Origin of the sequence: Gracilibacillus pellucidus (assembly GCF_033949965.1) — a bacterium.
In the GTDB taxonomy this organism is placed as follows: domain Bacteria; phylum Bacillota; class Bacilli; order Bacillales; family Amphibacillaceae; genus Gracilibacillus; species Gracilibacillus pellucidus.
This window is the reverse complement of record NZ_JAWZSR010000004.1, coordinates 1-21,917: the sequence shown is the minus strand read 5'-3', so window position 1 is coordinate 21,917 and position 21,917 is coordinate 1. Positions and strand designations below refer to the sequence as shown.

General features: G+C 36.2%; 23 protein-coding genes and 1 other annotated feature. Of the genes, 9 read left to right on the top strand and 14 right to left on the bottom strand.

Annotation, left to right across the window (positions count from 1 at the left end; all coding sequences use genetic code 11):
- Window positions 1–106 precede the first annotated feature (106 nt).
- The 8 genes from sda (at window position 107) to sigK (ending at window position 7,261) form a co-directional block, all read left to right on the top strand.
- Window positions 107–256, top strand: a complete 150-nt coding sequence (gene sda / locus SH601_RS07820; protein WP_319958125.1) for a sporulation histidine kinase inhibitor Sda — start codon at window positions 107–109, stop codon at window positions 254–256.
- A gap of 573 nt (window positions 257–829) precedes the next feature.
- Entirely contained in the window at window positions 830–3,166 is a 2,337-nt protein-coding gene (locus tag SH601_RS07815; protein ID WP_319957736.1) for a Na+/H+ antiporter subunit A, read from the top strand.
- The gene (locus SH601_RS07810) at window positions 3,167–3,505 is read left to right on the top strand and encodes a Na(+)/H(+) antiporter subunit C (protein WP_319957735.1); all 339 of its coding nucleotides are present in this window, start codon (window positions 3,167–3,169) and stop codon (window positions 3,503–3,505) included.
- Window positions 3,501–4,982: a Na+/H+ antiporter subunit D gene (locus SH601_RS07805; protein ID WP_319958124.1), complete on the top strand. Its 1,482-nt coding sequence runs from the start codon at window positions 3,501–3,503 to the stop codon at window positions 4,980–4,982. The genes SH601_RS07810 and SH601_RS07805 overlap by 5 nt, the downstream gene beginning before the upstream one ends.
- Before the next feature lie 6 nt (window positions 4,983–4,988).
- Window positions 4,989–5,465 (top strand): Na+/H+ antiporter subunit E, encoded by a 477-nt coding sequence (locus SH601_RS07800; RefSeq protein WP_319957734.1) that lies wholly within the window; start codon window positions 4,989–4,991, stop codon window positions 5,463–5,465.
- Window positions 5,462–5,752, top strand: coding sequence for a Na(+)/H(+) antiporter subunit F1 (locus tag SH601_RS07795; RefSeq protein WP_319957733.1), 291 nt, complete (start codon window positions 5,462–5,464; stop codon window positions 5,750–5,752). The genes SH601_RS07800 and SH601_RS07795 overlap by 4 nt, the downstream gene beginning before the upstream one ends.
- Window positions 5,733–6,104: a monovalent cation/H(+) antiporter subunit G gene (mnhG, locus tag SH601_RS07790; RefSeq protein ID WP_319957732.1), complete on the top strand. Its 372-nt coding sequence runs from the start codon at window positions 5,733–5,735 to the stop codon at window positions 6,102–6,104. The genes SH601_RS07795 and mnhG overlap by 20 nt, the downstream gene beginning before the upstream one ends.
- Before the next feature lie 455 nt (window positions 6,105–6,559).
- Window positions 6,560–7,261: an RNA polymerase sporulation sigma factor SigK gene (gene sigK, locus SH601_RS07785; RefSeq protein ID WP_319957731.1), complete on the top strand. Its 702-nt coding sequence runs from the start codon at window positions 6,560–6,562 to the stop codon at window positions 7,259–7,261.
- Between the two features lie 29 nt (window positions 7,262–7,290).
- Here the strand turns inward: sigK and mtnN are convergent, their stop codons facing one another.
- A complete protein-coding gene (gene mtnN / locus SH601_RS07780) occupies window positions 7,291–7,986 on the bottom strand; it encodes a 5'-methylthioadenosine/S-adenosylhomocysteine nucleosidase (RefSeq protein WP_319957730.1) in 696 nt (231 codons plus the stop codon).
- A gap of 23 nt (window positions 7,987–8,009) precedes the next feature.
- Entirely contained in the window at window positions 8,010–8,645 is a 636-nt protein-coding gene (locus SH601_RS07775) for a YrrS family protein (protein WP_319957729.1), read from the bottom strand.
- A gap of 169 nt (window positions 8,646–8,814) precedes the next feature.
- On the opposite strand from SH601_RS07775, the gene SH601_RS07770 reads away from it, so the two are divergent.
- Complete coding sequence (locus SH601_RS07770) at window positions 8,815–9,033, top strand: KTSC domain-containing protein (protein WP_319957728.1); 219 nt, start codon at window positions 8,815–8,817, stop codon at window positions 9,031–9,033.
- Between the two features lie 36 nt (window positions 9,034–9,069).
- Here the strand turns inward: SH601_RS07770 and greA are convergent, their stop codons facing one another.
- From greA to SH601_RS07710, 12 genes are all read right to left on the bottom strand, one after another.
- A complete protein-coding gene (greA, locus tag SH601_RS07765) occupies window positions 9,070–9,546 on the bottom strand; it encodes a transcription elongation factor GreA (RefSeq protein WP_319957727.1) in 477 nt (158 codons plus the stop codon).
- A gap of 211 nt (window positions 9,547–9,757) precedes the next feature.
- Window positions 9,758–10,387: a uridine kinase gene (udk, locus tag SH601_RS07760; RefSeq protein ID WP_319957726.1), complete on the bottom strand. Its 630-nt coding sequence runs from the start codon at window positions 10,385–10,387 to the stop codon at window positions 9,758–9,760.
- A gap of 17 nt (window positions 10,388–10,404) precedes the next feature.
- On the bottom strand, window positions 10,405–11,052 hold the full coding sequence (locus SH601_RS07755; RefSeq protein WP_319957725.1) for an O-methyltransferase: 648 nt from the start codon (window positions 11,050–11,052) through the stop codon (window positions 10,405–10,407).
- 49 nt (window positions 11,053–11,101) lie between these two features.
- Complete coding sequence (gene mltG / locus SH601_RS07750) at window positions 11,102–12,250, bottom strand: endolytic transglycosylase MltG (protein ID WP_319957724.1); 1,149 nt, start codon at window positions 12,248–12,250, stop codon at window positions 11,102–11,104.
- Between the two features lie 777 nt (window positions 12,251–13,027).
- Window positions 13,028–13,315, bottom strand: a complete 288-nt coding sequence (locus SH601_RS07745) for a DUF1292 domain-containing protein (protein ID WP_319957723.1) — start codon at window positions 13,313–13,315, stop codon at window positions 13,028–13,030.
- Window positions 13,316–13,329: 14 nt separating this feature from the next.
- Entirely contained in the window at window positions 13,330–13,749 is a 420-nt protein-coding gene (ruvX, locus tag SH601_RS07740) for a Holliday junction resolvase RuvX (RefSeq protein WP_319957722.1), read from the bottom strand.
- Window positions 13,746–14,012 carry an IreB family regulatory phosphoprotein gene (locus SH601_RS07735; RefSeq protein WP_319957721.1) on the bottom strand — a complete coding sequence of 89 codons (267 nt, stop codon included), beginning with the start codon at window positions 14,010–14,012 and terminating at the stop codon, window positions 13,746–13,748. The genes ruvX and SH601_RS07735 overlap by 4 nt, the downstream gene beginning before the upstream one ends.
- Window positions 14,013–14,089: 77 nt before the next feature.
- A complete protein-coding gene (gene alaS / locus SH601_RS07730; protein ID WP_319957719.1) occupies window positions 14,090–16,723 on the bottom strand; it encodes an alanine--tRNA ligase in 2,634 nt (877 codons plus the stop codon).
- A gap of 63 nt (window positions 16,724–16,786) precedes the next feature.
- Window positions 16,787–16,995: a binding site (T-box leader), on the bottom strand.
- A gap of 36 nt (window positions 16,996–17,031) precedes the next feature.
- The gene (locus SH601_RS07725) at window positions 17,032–18,075 is read right to left on the bottom strand and encodes an AI-2E family transporter (RefSeq protein WP_319957718.1); all 1,044 of its coding nucleotides are present in this window, start codon (window positions 18,073–18,075) and stop codon (window positions 17,032–17,034) included.
- Window positions 18,076–18,104: 29 nt separating this feature from the next.
- Window positions 18,105–18,293: a hypothetical protein gene (locus tag SH601_RS07720; protein WP_319958139.1), complete on the bottom strand. Its 189-nt coding sequence runs from the start codon at window positions 18,291–18,293 to the stop codon at window positions 18,105–18,107.
- Between the two features lie 270 nt (window positions 18,294–18,563).
- Complete coding sequence (gene recD2 / locus SH601_RS07715) at window positions 18,564–20,951, bottom strand: SF1B family DNA helicase RecD2 (protein WP_319957717.1); 2,388 nt, start codon at window positions 20,949–20,951, stop codon at window positions 18,564–18,566.
- An 18-nt stretch (window positions 20,952–20,969) separates the two neighbouring features.
- Window positions 20,970–21,635, bottom strand: a complete 666-nt coding sequence (locus tag SH601_RS07710) for a tetratricopeptide repeat protein (protein ID WP_319957716.1) — start codon at window positions 21,633–21,635, stop codon at window positions 20,970–20,972.
- Window positions 21,636–21,917 lie beyond the last annotated feature (282 nt).

Sequence of the window (21,917 nt, the reverse complement as noted above, 5' to 3'; positions counted from 1 at the left end):
ACTTATCTACAAGTTAATGTAGATAAGTGGGTAGTTGTCCGTTTTATATTTTCATGCTACATTATCTATAGCGTGTAGGAGAGCATATCTATTGGAGGGACAAGTCTTGGAAAACTTATCTGATGAATTATTAATTGAATCCTACAAAAAAGCCACAGAACTAAGACTTAGTTATGAATTTATACAATTAATGGAAGAAGAGATAAAGCGTCGTTCATTGATGGATTATCTCGAATTTTCAACACAACTTAAATAAACAATGGATTCACACTTAGACTGATCAGTAGTCTAAGTGTTTTTATTTTGACTAACATAGCTAGCTTAGCTATACATCGATTCCATTTCTGGTAAGCTTGCACCATGTTACCCTCCACTTAGCTTCTTCATTTTAACTCGAACTTATAGTGGAGGTATTACGTAATCATGCACCATGAAAAACATTTACTATATAATAAGACTCCCCCTTTTCCTCGCTCATTTATATATCGATAACTTTTCAAAAAATTAGGAAGAAATCCATCCCTAGTTTAAGAAATGTATGATTCATAAGAAAAAAATTTTTCCGCATAATATAAATAGGAAAGTTCTCGTTTAAATATTGTTAAACTCACGGAACAAAGAACTCTACTCTTGTAATTTTTATTATTTTTAGATTAAAATAAAAGAGTATGCCGTTAGGTGAAACTCTGCTAATTAAAAAGAACAAATTTTATCAAGTTGTTCATGTCCATATCCTATATTTCTAGTTAATGCGTTAGTTATATGGACTACTTGCAGCATGGTTAACAAAACACAATTATAAAAGTTACATAAGGGGGATCATCATTAGATGTTATTTGCTGTGTTTTTGCCGGTCTTACTGGCAATATTCATCCCATTCTTAAGCAAATGGAAGGAAAAAATTCATACTGGCTATTTTGTACTTTTAGCTCCACTCGCCATATTTATTTATTTTATTCCAAGCGTTGGGAATGATTTTTCACCTATTAATCAATCGTACAACTGGATTCCATCATTAAATATCGGCTTCGACTTTTATTTAGATGGATTAAGCTTATTATTCGTATTATTGATTAGTGGGATAGGTACACTTGTTACACTTTATTCCATCTTTTATTTACACACCTCGGAAAGATTAGATCAATTTTACGTCTATCTACTAATTTTCATGACAGCTATGTTTGGTGTTGTCCTTTCTGATAACGTATTTGTTCTCTATGCATTTTGGGAACTTACCTCGATTTCATCATTCCTGTTAATTGGTTATTGGAACTACAAAGAGCGTTCTAGATATGGAGCTTTAAAATCTATGCTCATTACTGTATTCGGTGGCCTTAGTATGCTTGGTGGATTTATTTTATTATCCATCATTACCGAAACAACTAGTATCCAAGCAATGATTAGTCAGGCAGATGTCATTCTATCGAGTGATTATTTTGGATTAATTTTAGCCTTTATTTTATTAGGTGCATTTACAAAATCTGCTCAATTCCCTTTTCATATCTGGTTACCAGATGCAATGGAAGCACCAACTCCAGTAAGTGCTTATTTACACTCTGCGACAATGGTTAAAGCAGGGATTTTCCTAGTTGCTAGGTTCTTACCTATCTTCTCAGGAAACGACTGGTTTTTCGTCTTTGTCAGCGGAATTGGTATCCTAACACTTATCTGGGGATCATATATGGCAGTGAGACAAACAGATTTAAAAGGAATATTAGCATTCTCTACTATTAGTCAACTAGGAATGATTATGGCGATGCTTGGCTTCGGTACAAGTGCTGCTATCTTTGCTGCTGTATTCCATATTTTGAATCACGCTACATTTAAAGGTAGTTTGTTTATGATTGCTGGTATCGTTGATCATGAGACTGGTACACGTGATATTCGTCGTTTAGGTGGCCTATTTACGTTAATGCCTATTTCTGCAACATTAGCATTCTTTGGTACATTTTCAATGGCAGGCTTGCCGTTACCGTTCTTAAACGGATTCTATAGTAAAGAAATGTTCTTTGAATCAACACTTCATTTAAATGAATCTTCGATTGGATTCGCTAATGTATTGGCGCAAGCTATACCATACTTAGCTGTATTTGGAAGTATCTTTACCTTTGTATACTCTATGTACCTTGTCTTCGGTACATTTACTGGTGAAAAACACTTAGATAAACTTGAAAAGAAACCACACGAAGCACCAATTGGTATGCTCGTATCACCGATCATCTTAGTATTAGGTGTTATCGTTATCGGGTTGTTCCCGAATATTGTAAATAGTACTTTCTTACAACATACTGCTGAAGCTATCTATGGCCAACCTATGGAAGAAGTTCATATCCATTTCTGGCACGGTTGGGTTCCAGCACTTTATATGTCTCTAATCGTTGTAGGTGTCGGTATAGTATTAGCCATTACCAGAAAAGGTTGGAGTAGTATTTACAACTTATTCCCTGGTAAATTAAGCTTTAATAAGGCGTATGACTTCTTATTAGATCAATCAGAAAAAGCTTCAGCTAAATTAACGAACTTCTATATGACGGGTTCTCTTCGTTTGTATATGGCACTCATTCTCGTTGCCATATTAGTATGTAGTTTTGGCGCGTTATGGTTAACAGATGGATTTGCATTAGATACCACTAATCTTGCCGAAATCACTGTACCTGAAGTGTTAATTGCCATTACAATGGCTATTGCAGCAATTTGTACAATTTTCACAAGAAACAAGATTGCTTCTATTTTAATTCTTGGTGTAGTTGGATATGGATTAGCTTTACTATTTGTTATCTACCGTGCACCAGACTTAGCATTGACACAATTAGTAGTAGAAACCATTACAGTAGCGTTATTCTTATTATGTTTCTACCACTTACCTAACTTACGTGAACGTACGGAGAACGTATCGCAGAAGCTTATTAACATCATTATTTCTGTTGCCTTTGGTGCATTAATGACTACTGTTGCCATTTCTGCTCATAGTACAAAATTATTTGATAAGATATCTGATTATTTCCTAGAAACAGCATATAAGATTGGTGGCGGACATAATGTCGTGAACGTTATTTTAGTCGATATGCGTGGTATTGATACGTTATTTGAAATTGTTGTACTTGGTATCGCCGCGTTTGCCATCTATGGATTGATTAAATTACGCAACAAGAAGGAGGCAGAATAAATGGAAATAATAATGTCGATTCTTGCGGGCGTATTGTTTACAACAGGAGTTTATAACTTGTTGCAGAAACAAATGCTACGAATAATTATTGGTACGGCACTGATATCACATGGTGCACACTTATTTATCTTAACAATGGGGGAATTAAAGGCAGGAGCTCCCCCTATCCTCGAAGATGCAATTGAAAATTATGCAGACCCATTACCTCAAGCGCTAATTCTGACTTCCATCGTAATCAGTTTTGGTGTAACAAGTCTTTTATTAGTTCTTGCTTACCGAGCGTCTAAGGAAAATGGTACAGATAATATGGAAAAATTAAGGGGTAGCGAAAATGATTAGTAACTTAGCAGCATTACCGATAATCATACCACTTATCGCTGGTGTACTTGCCGCACTGTTTCATAAGAAATTAAAAGTAGTGCGTGTTTTTGCCCAAGTGCTTACAGTGATTAATACTGGTGTAGTCGCGTATATTTTATTCTATGTACACCAAAATGGTACAGTCATTCTAGAATCAGGTGATTGGGCAGCGCCTTTTGGAATTGTGTTAGTTGCAGATATGCTGTCGTTGTCGCTAGCACTAACGACGAATATCGTGGCAATTGCCTGTGTTTTTTACGCACCAAAATCACTTAGTCAAAAACAGGAAGAATTCTATTTCTATACATTCTACTTTTTACTAATTGCTGGTGTATCTGGCGCGTTTATAACAGGCGACTTATTTAACTTATTTGTATTCTTCGAAGTATTATTAATGGCTTCCTATGGTTTAATTGTATTAGGTGGCGAAAAAGTACAACTACGAGAATCATTAAAATATGTGTTAATTAATTTATTCTCATCTATGCTTTTCGTCACGACGATCGCGTTCTTGTATTCTGTTGTAGGAACAGTAAATATGGCACAAATTGCAGAGCGTGTAGGTGAAGTAGAGCAAACCGGTGTACTGACAACGATTGGGATTCTCCTATTCTTTGTATTCGGTACAAAAGCAGCTCTATTCCCACTTTATTATTGGTTACCAAAACCTTATATCGCGCCTAATCCTGTTATATCAGCATTATTCGGTGCTTTATTAACGAAAGTAGGGATCTATTCCTTATTACGAGTCTTTTCATTGATCTTTATTCATGAGCGTAATCTTACGCATGAATTCTTTATTTGGATTGCTGCGCTAACTTTAGTTTTTGGAGCAATCGGTGCATTGTCAACGAATAACATTAAACTAGTTGTTGCTTATAACATTATTCCTGCAGTTGGTTTTATGTTACTAGGAATCGGTGTTTATAATAGTACAGGATTTGCTGGTTCAGTTTATTATTTAATTAATGACATGATTATTAAAGCGGCTCTATTTTTACTAGTTGGAGCTATTGCTTATCTTGCTGGTACTAGTGATTTACGTAAAATGCGTGGATTGATTCATCACTATCCTCTTCTAGGTTGGATGTTCTTTATTGCCGCTTTCGTATTAGCTGGTATTCCACCGTTTAGTGGGTTTATAGGTAAACTTTTATTGCTACAAGGTGCGATGGAAGCTGATCAAATCGTTGTAGCGATTATCGCTCTAGCTTCAAGTTTACTTATCTTATTATCCGTTATGAGAATCTTTATTCGTGGCTTCTGGGGCGAAAAAGATGAATCATTTACGCCTAATAAAAAAGCAGCTAGAGGATTCGTCTTCCCGATCGCTTTCTTACTCTTCTTCTCTGTGTTACTTGGAGTAGGAGCTGAATGGTTCTATCCGACAATCGAAGGAATCGGAGACTATTTAATGAATCCGCAAAATTATATTGAATCTATATTAAAGGAGTAAATCATTATGCCTCTGCAAATAATCTTAAATTTAGTTATCGCGATCATGTGGATGTTTTTAAGCGAGACATATACATTTGTATCCTTCCTGAGCGGGTATATAATTGGGGCATTGTTACTGTTTATGTTAAGAAGATTTATTCCAGATGCGTTCTACCTTGGACGTGTCTGGAAAATCATCAAGCTTGTGTTCCTTTTTATAAAGGAGCTACTCATTTCAAATTTGGATATCGTAAGATGGGTATATAAGCCACGAAAAGACTATAAGCCAGGTATATTTGCTTTACCTACTGAACTCAAAAGCAACTGGGAAATTACAATGTTAACCTCTTTAATCTCGCTTACGCCAGGAACACTTTCTGTAGCTGTTTCAGATGATAACAACACGATTTATATACATGCTATGGACTTAGATGATAATGACACAGCGATTGAAGCAATTAAAACAACTTTTGAAAAAGCAATTATGGAGGTGACACGATGAAAGAAATCATCGGAATAGTTACTATCGTATGTATGATAGTCATCACCATATCTATTGCATTACTTTTATATCGAGTTATTAAAGGCCCTACTAACCCTGACAGAGCAGTTGCACTTGATGCAATGGGTATTAATTTAATGGGGATGGCAGGACTAGTAGCAGTATTACTTGCTACCACACGTTTAAATGATGTAATACTATTAATCGGTATTCTGTTATTTATCGGTACGATTGCATTAGCAAAATATTTAGAAAAGGGTGTTATCATTGACAGGGACGACGACTGAGCTCATTATTGATATCATTGTCATATTGTTTCTTATTGTAGGAACATTCTTTGTATTATCTGCTTCTATTGGTGTCATTCGCTTCCCGGATGTATACACTCGTTTGCATGCTTCTACTAAAGCAGCAACGCTTGGAATTGCAGGGATTATGATCGGTGCGTTTATCTTCTTATATGTGGAGCACGGCTTAATAAGTGGTAAGTTAATTCTTGGAATTATCTTTATCCTTATAACCGCCCCTGTTTCTGCACATATGATCGGCCGTGCCGCACACGCAACAGGTGTAAAACCATGGTCACATGACGGTCAAACAAGAGACGAATACGCAGACTCATTAGAAAAAAGAAGATAAAATAACCAAAAGCTTTGTGATCAAGAATCGGTCACAAAGCTTTTCTTATAAATAAAGACTTTCGATGTCTAAGAGCGGTAGCAAACGTTAACTCCATGTTTAATACTTCATGAAATGCGTTCACCCTCGGAGCACAAGTGCAACATCTATTCAAGCACAGACCGCTTTCATAGTGTTTTCTATGCCACGGGCTTGTCTTCAACTAACTTTGGAAAGTGGTCTTCTTCCCAAAGTTAGCTGAAGCCGTACCCGCGGAAAGCGTAGTGATTTGTCGGAGCTTTATGCCAGCACCCATTATTAATATAGAATGGAAGAACGCCTATCTCCGTGTGAGGCTACCGCTCTTAGACATCGAAATTTGTATAGTGTTATGAATATGCTTGACGTTTGACACAATGGACAAACGTTCGGCATATGATGAAATATAGGCGAATACCTACTGTCTAGGAGGTGTTATGTTGTCAATATTGTTCAGTATTTTTGCGATTATTAAAGAAGCGTTATTTTTTGTAGCTTATGTAAAGAACAATACCTTCCCTCAACCCCTTCCACAAAAAGAAGAAGCAGAAATGATTAAAAAGATGCAAGAAGGAGATGATAATGCACGGAATAAGTTGATTGAACACAATTTAAGATTAGTAGCTCACATTGTCAAAAAGTTCGAAAACACTGGTGAAGATGCGGAAGACTTAATCTCAATCGGAACTATAGGGCTAATTAAAGGCATAGAGAGCTATGCTAGTGGCAAAGGCACCAAACTAGCCACATATGCTGCTAGATGTATCGAAAACGAAATTCTGATGCATCTACGGGCTACAAAAAAAACAAAAAAAGATATTTCTTTACAAGATCCTATCGGGCAAGATAAAGAAGGTAACGAAATCAGTCTTATTGATATATTAGAAGCAGAAAATGAAGATATTACAGAAGCTATTCAGTTGCATATGGAATTGGAAAAGATTCAAAAATACTTACGTGTACTTGATAAACGAGAAAAAGAAGTGATTATTGATCGCTTTGGTTTAGGCAATAACGATGAATTAACCCAACGTGAGATTGCAAAAAAGTTAAAGATTTCTCGTAGTTATGTTTCAAGAATAGAAAAAAGAGCACTAATGAAAGTTTTTCATGAATATTATCGTAATGAATTAAAATAGCTGTCGGCATTCCGACAGCTATTTTTTCATCAGTTAGTAGAATTCTTAACAACTTCCATAATAAGCGTTGCTGCATTTGTTGCTGCTTTTTCTAAGAATGTATCAAATGATACAGATGATTCTTTGCCCGCTATATCCGAAAGCGCACGGATGATCACAAATGGCTTGCTGTACTGATGACATACTTGAGCAATCGCAGCAGCCTCCATTTCAGCAGCGATCATCTCTGGGAATTTCCCACGTACAAAGGCCACTTTGTCTTTATCCTGCATGAAGGAATCACTTGTACTAATTAAGCCTTTCATAGCAGTCGTACCTTCTAATTGTTTTACAGCTTCTACTGCTTGTTCAATTAATACAGCATCAGCTACATATCTTGGTGGTAATTGAGGTACTTGACCATACTCATAATCAAAAGCTGTTACATCTACATCATGATGTACTACTTCTGTTGAAATCACAATGTCACCTACTTCTAAGTCTTGATGAAATCCACCAGCAGATCCTGTGTTAATGACAAAGTCTGGTTGATATTGTTCAAATAGTATCGTTGTAGCCATTGCAGCATTTACTTTGCCAATCCCGGATTTTAATACAACGACTTCCTTCCCTTCTAACGTTCCTGCAAAGAAATGACTATTGGCAATTGTTTTTGTTTCACTAATTTCCATTTTTTCTTTTAATAATTCAACTTCTTCATCCATTGCACCGATTATACCTATCATTTTTAAGCCTCCAGTTGCCACAATTATCTATAAGTATTTTCTATTAATTCTTCTAAAAGTACAGGTTGCCACCCTTGATTTTCCATCCAATTAAGTGTCACTCTATACGTGTCATCTTGATTCTCTTTATGTGAAACAACAACATGCACACTTTGCTCACCTGCACGTTCCGCTCTCCATGTTACTTGTTGTTCTACAGGAATTTCCGTAACTAGTTCAACCGCTCGTGCCATCTCTTGTCTGTCCACAGAATCATTGTCATACACAGTTGTATGTGGCTCAGATTGCTCCGTTCCAATCGGCTGCCAATTTCCTTCATATGCAGAACGAACATTGGAATCTGTTGGATCAACTTCACTTAATTGCACACCTGATTGGTTCGCATCATCGCTATCTGGTTCGACCTCTCGAACCTCTAATTCGTCATTTTCTTCTTCACCAGGAGAGGAAGAATCATTTTGTTGTTCACCTAATGCATATTCATCTGCATCCTCTGCTAGCTTTGGCTCATCATTACCCTTCCCACCAAAAACGATAAGTGAGATAATTAGTATGACTAAAATTCCTCCAGCAATGCTTAACCATGTTATTGCCTTTGTGTTCGTTCTTTTTTTCTCAAATCTGTCTCTTCTTGTTTTTTGCACATTATCATCTGCCATTATTCCACCCTCCCAAACAATATTATACTAAAAAGATAAATAATTCACCACGACAAGCTGATTTTTAGGAAATTCGAACGATTTCTCGCTTTTTTTGTCATACTTGCAGGAGTTTATCCATATATATGGAATATAACAATATTGAAAGAAAATGTAAGGAGCGTGTGTAATGTTGAGAACGACTACGTTTGATCGCAATTTATGGGAACTTAGTAGCTTTGAATCTATTAGCTATGACAAGGAAAACCAGATCTTATTTATTCATTTTCTCGATGATACGACATTGCAAATTCGTTCAGTTCCAGAAAAACTGGTCTTTCAATTAATACTCGAAAAAAACAAAGAGTATTTCTTAGAGCATGAACTTAAGCCACTCACTAACACATAAAAATGGATGTCTTCCTGTAAGACATCCATTTTTATCTTATTGTACACTAACAATTTTTACGTTCATATCACCAGCTGGAGTTGGTACTACCACCTCTTCACCGATCGAACGACCTAATAAACTTTTTGCGATTGGTGAATCGTTAGAAATTTTTCCTTCAAAAGGATCTGCTTCTGCACTACCTACAATTGTATAACTTTCCTCTTCACCATCTGGTAATTCAAGAAATGTAATAGTTCTTCCTAATGATACGACATCAGGATTCTCATCCTCATCTTTTATAATAACTGCATTTCGAATCATATTTTCTACTGTTGCAATTCTTGATTCAACAAAGGCTTGTTCATCTTTAGCTGCATCATACTCTGAGTTTTCAGATAAATCACCAAAGTCTCTAGCTATTTTGATACGCTCAACAACTTCTTGTCTTCTTTCCGTTTTTAGGTATTCCAGTTCTTCCTCTAGTTTTTTCAAGCCATCTTCCGTCATGTAAAACTCTTTTTCTTCTGGCATAATCCTACACTCCTTCTATCCTCTACTGTTAATCGCAACATACAAATCATTGTATGCCATCAGATTAAAAATAACACTTACTATAGAACATCAACTATGTAAATGCTTTATTTACTAACCACTACTATCTCAAATTTTTACGTTTTTTTCAATAGTTTTATCTGGGGTATTTTTTGAATGGACAGATCCTCTGTTAATCTGTCCATTCACTTTATGATAACTCCAATATTTTTTCGATTTTTGTTGCTAATAGATCAATCGCCACTACATTTTGTCCACCTTCTGGAATGATTACATCTGCATATCTTTTAGTTGGTTCAATAAATTGTAGATGTGCTGGACGAACTGTTTGAATATATTGATTAATGACAGAATCAATCGAACGTCCTCGTTCATTAATATCTCGCAATAAACGACGAATAATGCGCAAATCCGGATCCGTATCAACAAAAACTTTAATATCCATTAGTTCCATTAATCGCGCATCATCTAGAATTAAAATTCCTTCTATAATAATAACATCTTTTGGTTCCATCGGAATACTGTCCGTTGATCTGGTATGCAACGCATAATCATAAACAGGTTTATTGACTGATTCTTGATTGGTTAGTTGTTTAATATGCTCGATCAACAGATCATTATCGAATGCTAACGGGTGATCATAATTCGTTTGCAGTCGCTCTTCCATTGGAACATCTGATTGATCTTTATAATAATAATCTTGTTCGATAACAAGTACAGATTGGTCTTGAAAGCGATTTTGAATAGCTTTTGTTACAGATGTTTTACCTGAACCTGATCCACCTGCTACTCCGATAATTACTGGTTTTTTCTTACTCATGTTGTGCACCTCTACTTTTACTTTTTCACGCTAATCGCTACTCCATCACCAACAGGTAAAATGGTTGTATCATACAATGGGTTTTCCATTAGCCACTGATTATATAATTTAATTTTCTCTACTAATTTTTGTAATCTTTTTGGTGCTTCTTCTGCATTTGTGACTAATCCTCTGAATAGAACATTATCTGTTATGATTAAACCTTTATCCGTTAGTAATGGCGCATATTTATCAAAGAAATGGCGATACTGACCTTTTGCTGCATCAATGAAGATCATATCATACGGTCCTTGTTGTTGAATATCTCCCTCAACCTCTAAGGCATCACCAAAAATAATGTTAATGTTATCCTGCTGATTGTTTAATTCTATATTGGCAGTCGCTCGCTCATACATAGATTGATCTCTTTCAACCGTAACAACCGAACTATCAGGATAAGCTTCTAACATCCTTAATGCAGAATACCCGATTGCTGTTCCGATTTCAAGTATTTTAGTTGGTTTATGAAGTCGAATCAATTGTTGAAGTAAAGCTATACCTTGTTTATCCATTATTGGTACATGGTGTTCTTCAGCTTCTTGTTGTAATTGCTTTATCCAATCTGCCTCTTCTTGTCCTAATTTATTCAAATAATCGATTATATCTTGATTATGCACACCTATCATTCCCTTCTTTATACAGGGGAAAAGCAGGGTTAGCTCATTCCCCCTGCTTCTAGTCTTGATTATGAATATATTTTTCTTCTAATTGTTGATGCTCCGCATATGAAGTTGAATAGTGAACATTACCATCACTATCGGCCAAGAAGAATAAATAATCATTATCACTCGGATCAAGCACAGCTGTTAAAGAGCTCTCACCAAAGTTAGCAATCGGTCCAATCGGTAATCCATCTACTTGATACGTATTATACGGTGAGTCTGTCTCATAATCGTCATAAGTTAATCTTGATTTATGTTCACCCAATGCATAGATAACCGTTGGATCTGTTTGAAGCCTCATTCCTTGAGTTAATCGATTATAGAACACTCCAGCAATGGATTTTCGATCATCTTCTGATGGTGCTTCTTCCTCTACCAAGGAAGCAAAGGTAATTAACTCATGAACGGAAAAGTCGTCATCATTAATCTCATTTTGGTGAGCCGAGATAACAGTACTTGTTTTGGTTAACATTTGCGATACGATTTCTTCGATAGTCGGACTATCAGTGTGAAATTCATATGTTGCCGGGAATAAGTATCCTTCTAATGGGTATTTGATACCGTCTGCAACAATATCATCTGTTAATATATCCGGATATTCCTTCACTAAATCCTCTATATAATCTTCATCTGTCATTTGTTCTAGAAAATCATCACTATCAATATTTGCTTTGTCTTCAAGAATAGATGCTATTTGTTGTATATTTCTACCCTCTGGAATCGTAACACGAAGTTCCGCCTCTTCTTCGAGTGAACCTGTTTCCAATTCTTTTGTAATCTCAGCTAATGACATAGAAGGTGATAGTGTATAATCACCAGCTTGAAAGTCAGCTGCATTATTAAATTTAACGTAAAAACGATAAATTAAACCATTGTTGATAACACCTTGTTCTTCTAAAATGTTTGCTATATCTGAACTAGACGATCCTAACGGTATATTAATTTCAACCTCTTCTGTACTGTCTGGATCAACAGGTGAAGTTCCTTTATCAACATATTTATAGGCACTATATCCCCCAATAATAATAATTGCTACTAAGACAAGCAATATTACTAAAAAGATTTTACGCGCAATGCTCGCTTCTTTCCCACGTTCTTCTGCTATTTCTTTATATGTAAGTTTCTTTTTTGTCTCGTTTTTCCCATCGTTCTCTTTACTCATATTTAGGACTCTCCTTTCACCCATTGTATTATACTACAAAATTCGCAAGAAAGAAACTTCACCTAAACATGTTATAAATATCATTAAAATATCCACTATCTCATGCTAAGTAGTCCCCTACAATTATAACAACTTTCGCAGTCTATAAAATAGAGTGGACATTACTCCATGTTTGCTACTCCGTGAAATGCGCTCACCCATTCTGTTGTTTGTAAGTGTTTGAATTATCGCTACGTCAGAATACTCCGCTTTCCACAGGCATGGCTTCAACTAACTTTTTCAACAAAAAGTGGTTGAAAAAGTGGATTTTCAGCTCATGCTATTCCTGTAGGAGTCTCCGTATTCTGCCTTCGCTGGATTTATACGTTCTGACGTTTGAGAGAAAACAACGAAGGTTCTATGTCCATAGAGCACGTATGCTGTATAGACAGTAGTAAGAAATCCGTTCTATGGACAATAGTAACATCCTACTTGAGAATAGTTTTAACATATTTCCGATCACAAGCAATAAACCACTACATATAACGGAGGCAAAACACGGAGACTCCTGAGGGAACAGTACGAGCTGAAGATCCATTTCCATGAAGTGATCTTCTTCATGGAAATTAGCTGAAGCCGTACCCTAGGAACGCGGAGTGTTTTGCTGGAGTGGTCTGTTACTACTCATCAACATTAGAATGGATGAGAGCTTATCTCATACAGATTATCGTTTTTAGACAACGTAAGGTTGATGGCGTAAAAAAACTGACTGGCGTTAATACCAGTCAGTTTTTTTACTTATTCAGATAATTCTTCGCTATCTGCTACAGTGTTTAGTACTTCTTCGACCATATCCCATTCTTCATCTGACTCGATGTGGTATAAGGAAAGGTCGTCATCATTTTCCTTTTCTTCATAGCGGAAAGCAAATACTTCTACTTCCTCATCTTCTTTTTGCTCTGCGGGTACAACTGCTACGTAAGAGTGTCCAGTTTGATCTACATCAAACGTAAACAACACTTCAAATAAATGTTCTTCTCCATTATCGTCTGGAATAATAATACGTTCTTTTTCTTCTAATGCCATTAGTAAATCCTCCTTTATGATTGGCTATCTAAATAGCCTTGTAAAATCATGACGGCAGCCATTTTATCTATTACCTTTTTCCGCTTCGACCGACTTACATCTGCTTCTAACAAAACTCTTTCTGCAGCCATTGTCGTAAGTCTCTCATCCCATAGAATAACATCTTTTGCAAAGGTATCCTCGATAAATTTGGCAAAATCCTGTGATGCTTCACCTCGAAAACCGATGGAACCATCCATATTCTTTGGTAAACCAATCACGATTTTTTCTATAGTATGTTCATCAATCAATTGTTTAAACGTATCTTCTACTGATTGATAGTCTGGTTCTTCCCAGTGAATCGTTGTTAAACCTTGCGCAGTCCATCCAAGTGCATCGCTAATCGCTACACCGATTGTTTTTGATCCTACATCTAATCCTAATACTTTTGTCATTTCTTATTATTGGCGCTGATGTAATATTTCACTAATTCCTCAATTATTTCATCGCGCTCAATTCTCCTTATTAAGTTTCGTGCATCCTTATGTCTTGGAATATAAGCCGGGTCACCAGATAACAAATATCCAACGATTTGATTAATCGGATGATATCCTTTTTCCTCAAGCGCATTATACACGATAAGCAATACTTCGCCAACATCTTGCTCTATGGGCTCTTCAGAAAAATCAAATTTCATTGTCTTGTCCATTCCATCCATGGAAGCACCCCCAAATATAATTACAACGGATTGTATCTGTTTATTATACCGTTAATTCTCGATAATTACCAAAGTTATCATATAGCTTGTACATATTTTTCTACATATGCAAGTGCTTCAGGTAACTTCGTGGCATCTTTTCCACCAGCTTGAGCCATATCGGGACGTCCGCCACCACCGCCTCCGCAGATTTTAGCAGTCTCTTTAATCAGATTACCAGCATGGTAGCCTTGCTCAATTAAATCTTTTGTAACTCCTGAAGCTAGCTGTACTTTGTCATTATTGACCGCTGCAAGCAAAATAATACCTGATTCTAATTTTTGTTTCATTTCATCGACCATTTGACGTAATTGATTCATATCAGATACGTCGACTTGTTTTGCTAACATTTTAACACCATCGACTTCTTGCACATCATCTAAAATAGAAGAAGCTTCAAGCTGAGAAAGTTTCGCTCGTAATGATTCCACTTGGCGATTCTGTTCTTTCATTTCACTAAATAGTTGTTCAATACGTTCTGGGACTTGTTCTTCTTTTGTTTTCAATTGGCTTGCAGCCGTTTGTAACAATTGATGCTTACCATTTACAAATTGATAAGCTCCTTTAGCTGTTACTGCCTCAATTCGTCGAGTTCCTGCACCAATTCCAGATTCGGAAGCAATTTTAAATAAACCAATTTCAGCTGAGTTATTTACGTGACATCCCCCACATAGTTCAATACTGTAATCACCAATTTGTACTACTCGAACAATATCACCATATTTTTCACCGAATAATGCCATTGCTCCCATTTCTTTTGCTTCATTGATTGCTTTATTACTAATTGTAACAGAAAGTGAAGCCCAAATCTTCTCATTTACTTTCTGCTCAATTTCTGTTAATTCTTCTTCCGTTATTGCACTAAAATGTGAGAAGTCAAATCGTAGGCGGTCCGCAGTAACTAATGAACCCGCTTGATTAACATGGTCTCCTAACACATCTTTCAATGCCTGGTGCAGTAGGTGTGTCGCTGTGTGGTTCTTAATAATATATTGGCGAGATGACTTGTCTACTTGCGCTAGTACTGTTTGCCCAGTTGTTAATGTACCCTCTTGTACAATAATATGATGCAAGTTTTGACCGTTTGGTGCTTTTTGTACGTCCTGCACTTCAGCAAGTACACCGTCAATAGAAATCGTTCCTTTATCAGCTATTTGTCCACCACTTTCCGCATAGAACGGTGTTTCAGCTAAAATAATATATGCTTCACTACCAGCAGAGACTGTTTCTACTCGTTCTTTGTTAACAACTATATCAAGTACTTTTGTTTCTGTTTGTAAAGAATCATAACCAACGAAAGCACTCCCTGTTGTAATTTGATTTAATACACCGTCTTGAATTTGCATAGAATCAACTTTTTGACGTGCGTTACGTGCTCTATCACGTTGTTTCTCCATTTCTGCTTCAAAGCCTGCTTCATCCAAAGTAAAGCCAGCCTCAGCAGCATATTCCTCTGTTAATTCTTTCGGGAATCCGTATGTGTCATATAAACGGAATACTTCTTCACCTGGGAATACTTTACTTCCTTTTGCTTTTTCTTCTTCAATAATCGTGTTTAAAATTTGCAAACCTTCCTGCAATGTCTCATGGAAACGTTCTTCTTCCGTTTTAATCACATTTTGAATAAAATCTTGCTTACTTTGTACTGCTGGATAAAATTCTTCCATCACCGTACTAACAACAGGAACAAGCTCATACATAAACGGTTTTTCGATACCAATTTGTTTCGCATAGCGAACTGCTCGACGCAATAGACGCCGCAATACATAACCTCTTCCTTCATTAGAAGGTAATGCACCATCACTAACAGCAAATGCTACTGTACGAATATGGTCGGCAATAACTTTAAATGCCACATCTGTTTCATCTGCTTGATCATACGTAGTATTTGCAAGACGTTCAGTTTCTTTAATAATTGGTAAAAATAAATCTGTCTCGAAGTTTGTTTTCGTGTTTTGAATAACACTAACAAGTCGCTCAAGTCCCATACCAGTATCAATATTTTTCTTTGGTAATGGTGTATACGTATCATCTGGATTATGATTAAACTGAGAAAATACTAAATTCCAAATCTCTAAATATCGTTCGTTCTCCCCGCCAGGATACAGTTCTGGATCATTTAGATCATTCCCATATTCTTCTCCTCTGTCATAGAAGATCTCAGTGTTTGGTCCACTTGGTCCTTCACCAATATCCCAAAAATTTTCTTCAATACGAATAATTCGTTCTTCTGGCAAGCCAATTTTATCACGCCATAACACATATGCCTCTTCATCTTCTGGGTGAACGGTAACAGATAATTTCTCTGGGTCAAAACCAATCCACTTGTCACCAGTTAGAAATTCCCAAGCAAATTCGATTGCCTCATCTTTAAAATAGTCACCGATAGAGAAATTCCCTAGCATTTCAAAAAATGTATGGTGTCTTGCTGTATAACCTACGTTTGTAATGTCGTTTGTACGAATTGATTTTTGTGCGTTAACAATTCGCGGATTATCAGGAACAACACGACCATCAAAATATTTTTTCAATGTCGCTACACCACTGTTGATCCAAAGTAATGTTGGATCATCCTTTGGTACTAATGAAGCACTAGGTTCAATCGCATGTCCTTTTTCTTTAAAAAAGTCTAAAAACATTTGCCGCACTTGTGCAGATGTTAATTGTTTCATTACTGTTCGCCTCCATATATGTAACATTTTGTATATAAAAAAAGCCCGTCACTGCCATAAAAAAGCAGGGACGAGAGTTATATCCGCGGTACCACCCTAATTACAGCCTAAAATGACTGTCACCTTAGCATCTGTAACGGAGATGTCGCCGGCAGGTTTTAACTGCACTTCAAACTAGCTTCCTGAATCAGAGCAATTAGAATTTCTTTCAGCCATGGAAATCCCTCTCTTTTAAAAGGTAATTCAGTACTCAGGTTTTTCAACGTTTTACTATATCACTTCGCTTGCATATTATAGATAAATTTTGGCTATCTGTCAATTGCTTTTACTTGCTTAATAATCATCGGAACAGCAACTCTGGCTATCGCTAGAATAGGTACAGCTAAAATCATTCCAATGATTCCGGTCGTCTTTGCTGCTACGAATAATGTAAGAATTAAATATACTGGGTGAATATGAATGCTTTTTCCCACGATAAGTGGAGATAGTAAATTACCTTCAATAATTTGAACTGCTAGCACAACTAAAAACACAAAGAAGACCATTTTCGTTGAGAGAGTAAAAGCTATTAAAATGGCTGGAACCGCACCAATAATTGGTCCAAAATACGGGATGAAATTAGTAATTCCTATAATACTAGATAGCACAGCAGCATAGTCCATCCCAATAAAACGTAACAAGAAGAAACTAATTAACCCTACGAAGAAACAGACTAAAATTTGTCCTCGAATATATTGCCCTAAACTATCTTCCATATCACCTGCTAGTTTCTTTGTAAATGATTGATACTTGCTCGGTATCAGCTTAAGTATGCCACGCTGTAATACTTGTGCATCTTTTAAAAAATAAAAAGCTAAAATAGGTATTACCGCTATCATCACGAACATATCAAACAACATCGGAATATTCATTAACAAATTCGTCATATAATCTCCAATTGTCGTTTCCATGTGTTCAAATAAGTCATCTAACTTATCATGGAACTCCTCAGGCAAAAAAGAGGTTTGGTCATAAATTCCATAAATAAATGTGCGATACGCTTCAATGTATTGTGGAATATTTTGTTCCATTTCTTGTAATTGTGCTATCCATTTAGGAAATGATAGATAAATCCCCAATCCAATGAGCCCAAAGAAAAGTAAATAAATACATAAAATAGCTATTGGTCTGGGGATATGGTGCAGGTGGAATTTTTCAACAATTGGATGCAATAAATAAGCAATAAAACCAGCAATGATAAATGGTGTTAAGACATGCAAGATAACAATTAATACATGCTGGTAAAATGGAAAGAGTATATACATAAGGTAAAGAAATAATACAGATAGACATAAAATAAGCAATTGGAGCATTATACGTATTCTTCTTTGATTAGACTTCATTACCTCTCTACACGTCTTTCATCATCTGAAAACAGGTCATCCAATGAGCTTAACGAACCATCCATTTCCACTTCATGTAAATGCAACATATTATTTTGGACAGATAATTCAATGAAACAATCCCAGCAATAATATTGAGCTGGACCAATCATTCCGATATTTTTGCTGCGACAATTCGGACAAATCACAAACTTTCCCTCACTTTTCGACTTTTAGTCTCCAGTATGTCCGCTTAATTCGGAATTATACACATTAAATTGTTTCTTCTACTATTCCTTCATGAATTCATTTCCTAATAAAAAAATCGAGCTAACTCCCTAAAAAAAGAAAGTTGCTCGATATAATAGTAAATCTAGAATCTATTATGACATCTTAATGAAGTAGTGCCCTTCCACTATGGTGACTAGCTCTTTTTCAACCCCAAATTCTTCCGTTTATAACATCTAATGAACAAACATTTAATCCATAAAATCATAAGGAGAAAATGACTCTTGTTTTATTTCTACAGCTAACAAACGCTCATCAGCTGTTAATACTTGTTCTACATCTACGTCTTCTTCATCAGACTCACTCAGAGACTCATCTTCTGTACCAAATAACTCCTGTAAATAAGGCACAAGTGATGTGTATCGTTTATTAGTATCTTCTGCTCGTATCCCGCGTAAAAATGCTGATTTATCACCACATATCACTAACGACTGTTTCGCACGAGTAATAGCTGTATAGATAAGATTTTTTCGAAGCATGCGATTATATCCAGAGATGATCGGTAATATAACAATCTGAAACTCACTACCTTGTGACTTATGAATCGACGTACAATAGGCATGCATCAAATTCATTAAATCTGGCTTCGCGTAAGCTACTTCTCTATCATCAAAACTAACTACTACTTGCTCTTCTTGTTCCAGGTTTTCATCCTTTTCAAATATAGCGACAACTTCACCAATATCTCCATTAAACACATCGTCTTCTGGCTGATTAACAAGCTGAATTACTTTATCCCCTTTACGAAATACCGTATCACCAAAACGCATTTCCCTCCGACCTTGTTCTGGTGGGTTAATCACTTTCTGTAATTCTTCGTTTAAACGGTTAATCCCTGCTTGTGAACGATACATTGGTGCTAATACTTGAATTTGCTTGAGATCGACACCTTTATCATATGCTTTTTTCACTACTTGTTTGACGATATCTACGACTTGATAATCTGGACACGATAGAAAATTAAAGTCACTAGCTTTCGTTAAACCATTAGCATTCACCGCATTATTTTTTATTTCATGAGCTAGCTGAATTATTTTCGATCCTTCTTTCTGTCGGTACACTTCCTTTAATGAGACAGAAGCAATCACATTACTTTTCAGTAAATCTGCTAACACTTGTCCAGGCCCCACTGATGGCAGTTGATCCTCATCACCTACTATGATTACTTGCATATCATCTGGAACCGCTCGAAACAATTGATAAGCAAGCCAAATATCAACCATCGAAAACTCATCAATAATGAGTAATTTTCCTTCTAGTTTATTATTCTCATCTTTATCAAAGGTTTCTTTTCCGTCCCACCCCAATAGTCGATGAATCGTTACACTATCAATGCCAGTCGATTCCTTCATCCGCTTCGCCGCACGACCAGTTGGAGCCGTTAAGACAAATGGGTATTCCTCATCCTCTTTGTAATCATCTCGATCTAACGAAAGATCATGAATTTCTGCATAAGCATTGAGAATCCCTTTAATAACAGTTGTTTTTCCTGTTCCTGGTCCACCAGTTAAAATAAACATCTTCTCTGACAAAGCAGTCTCCAACGCTTCATATTGTTCTTTTCCATAGCTGAGTACTTCCTCTTCTTCAATAGAACCTACTATTTTTAATAACTCTGCATCTGAGAAGACCTTTTCTATCTTTTTATCAGCAATTCGCTCTATTTGCGCACAAAAGCCTGTTTCCGAATAATATAAGGAAGGTAAATAAACTTTTTTTTCACTTACGATGATTCGCTTTTCCGTATTTAACTCGACAATTTGAGCAGTCATTTTATCAACATCAATTTGGTGTGTTTCTCCATCTAACAATTGATCCATCTCATACATTAATTGTTCTATTGGTAAAAACACATGACCGTCCTGCATACTGTTGGTAAGCGTATAAATCGCTGCTGCTTGTAATCTGGTAGGATGATCTAGTGAAATATTGTTTTCTCGTGCCATTTGGTCAGCACGAACAAAGCCAAATCCCTCCACCTCAAAAACAAACGCATATGGATTCGTTTTTAACGTATCTAATGTTTCTTCTTTAAATGCCGTATACATTTTTTGTGCCATTTTCAAACCAAATCCATACCTGGATAATTCAACGACAATGTGTTCGAACCCCTGATTTTCTTGAAGTATTTGATACACTTTTTCTTGTTTTTCCTTAGCCAAACTGGGAACATTACTTAATACTGCTTTGTCATTTAAAATTTGTGATAATGCGGATTCACCAAGTGTATCGACAATTCGTTCTGCTGTTTTTTTACCGATACCAGGGAACAAATCACTTGATAAATAGGCGATGACTCCTTCTTTAGACTCCGGCAAGAAACGTTGATAGCTTTCCACTTGGAATTGGCGCCCAAAACGTTGGTGATCCACAACACGTCCATAAAATTCATAGGTTTCACCAGGGTCTAAACGTCTGAAGTACCCTTTTACAACTACTTCCGTTTCATCAAATTTTTGATTCGTTTCAAGAATTTTGATCTTTGCAATGGAAAAATGCTCTTCTTTATTCTCAAAAATAGTATGAATCATTTCACCTTTAATAAAATTCTTCTGTTCTACTACATGGCTATCTTCCATTACAAAGACCTCCTTTCTTTATTCGTTCTGTTCCAACATATTTTCAATTTGCTGTTTTCCATTCCCTGCTAGTAAATGATCGGGCTGTATTTGCAGCGCTTGATCAAAATGTTGTAATGCAAGATCGATATTTTCATCAAATAAGGCAATGACACCTAAATTGTAATGTGCATCACTATGCTCTTTATCTAGCTCTAATACGTTCTCAAAGATAGATTTTGCCGTCGTTAACTGTTCTGTCTGCGCTAATGCCAAACCATATTGAAACTGTACATCAACATCATCTGGACTTAATTCACTTGCTCTTTGTAAATAAGGGAGAGAGAGTTTGAATTTTTCATCATATAAAAATGTCATCCCTAACATAAAATATGGGTCTGCTTCTTCTAGACCAAGATTTATTGCTTGTTGAAAATGTTGTCTCGCCGTATCAAATTTTTCTTGTTCAAAGTGGATATTACCTAATCCATAATAAGCTGTTGCTGCTTTTTCGTCTAACTCTATTGCTTTTTGATAAAAACGTTCCGCACGCTCATCATCTTTCATATGTAAAAGCAGATTACCAAAATTAATATAGTGAACAGGATCTTGAGGGTGTTTCTCGATAGCTTCTGTAAAATACTTCGCCGCTTCCTCAAGCTTCCCTTCTTTCATATACTGAATTCCTTGATCTATTTCTGTCATCATAAAACCTCCAATATGGTTATTTTAGCGTAAATGAGAATTACTCTGCAAGCCCTAGTGTCACTGTCTAAAAGCGAGAGTCTCCTGTGGGCTAAACTTTCTCCCATTCTATTGATGATGAGTGCTGGCATAAGCTCCGACAAAACACTTCGCTTTCCTAGGGTACGGCTTCAGCTAATTTTCATGAAGAAGACCGCTTCATGAAAATGGATCTTCAGCTCGTACTGTTCCCTAAGGAGTCTTCGTGTTTTGTCTCCGCTATATGATGTGTTCTGCAGTTTG

Bases quoted from the DNA above. Each gene is read 5' to 3' on its own strand.
- SH601_RS07795 (WP_319957733.1), top strand. From the start codon at position 5,462: ATGAAAGAAATCATCGGAATAGTTACTATCGTATGTATGATAGTCATC.
- recD2 (WP_319957717.1), bottom strand. From the start codon at position 20,951: ATGGAAGATAGCCATGTAGTAGAACAGAAGAATTTTATTAAAGGTGAA.
- sigK (WP_319957731.1), top strand. From the start codon at position 6,560: ATGTTGTCAATATTGTTCAGTATTTTTGCGATTATTAAAGAAGCGTTA.
- mtnN (WP_319957730.1), bottom strand. From the start codon at position 7,986: ATGATAGGTATAATCGGTGCAATGGATGAAGAAGTTGAATTATTAAAA.
- SH601_RS07725 (WP_319957718.1), bottom strand. From the start codon at position 18,075: ATGCTCCAATTGCTTATTTTATGTCTATCTGTATTATTTCTTTACCTT.
- SH601_RS07735 (WP_319957721.1), bottom strand. From the start codon at position 14,012: ATGGATGGAATGGACAAGACAATGAAATTTGATTTTTCTGAAGAGCCC.
- alaS (WP_319957719.1), bottom strand. From the start codon at position 16,723: ATGAAACAATTAACATCTGCACAAGTGCGGCAAATGTTTTTAGACTTT.
- SH601_RS07755 (WP_319957725.1), bottom strand. From the start codon at position 11,052: ATGATAGGTGTGCATAATCAAGATATAATCGATTATTTGAATAAATTA.
- greA (WP_319957727.1), bottom strand. From the start codon at position 9,546: ATGCCAGAAGAAAAAGAGTTTTACATGACGGAAGATGGCTTGAAAAAA.
- SH601_RS07800 (WP_319957734.1), top strand. From the start codon at position 4,989: ATGCCTCTGCAAATAATCTTAAATTTAGTTATCGCGATCATGTGGATG.
- SH601_RS07770 (WP_319957728.1), top strand. From the start codon at position 8,815: ATGTTGAGAACGACTACGTTTGATCGCAATTTATGGGAACTTAGTAGC.
- SH601_RS07745 (WP_319957723.1), bottom strand. From the start codon at position 13,315: ATGGCATTAGAAGAAAAAGAACGTATTATTATTCCAGACGATAATGGA.
- mltG (WP_319957724.1), bottom strand. From the start codon at position 12,250: ATGAGTAAAGAGAACGATGGGAAAAACGAGACAAAAAAGAAACTTACA.
- udk (WP_319957726.1), bottom strand. From the start codon at position 10,387: ATGAGTAAGAAAAAACCAGTAATTATCGGAGTAGCAGGTGGATCAGGT.
- SH601_RS07810 (WP_319957735.1), top strand. From the start codon at position 3,167: ATGGAAATAATAATGTCGATTCTTGCGGGCGTATTGTTTACAACAGGA.
- ruvX (WP_319957722.1), bottom strand. From the start codon at position 13,749: ATGACAAAAGTATTAGGATTAGATGTAGGATCAAAAACAATCGGTGTA.
- SH601_RS07775 (WP_319957729.1), bottom strand. From the start codon at position 8,645: ATGGCAGATGATAATGTGCAAAAAACAAGAAGAGACAGATTTGAGAAA.
- SH601_RS07815 (WP_319957736.1), top strand. From the start codon at position 830: ATGTTATTTGCTGTGTTTTTGCCGGTCTTACTGGCAATATTCATCCCA.
- SH601_RS07710 (WP_319957716.1), bottom strand. From the start codon at position 21,635: ATGACAGAAATAGATCAAGGAATTCAGTATATGAAAGAAGGGAAGCTT.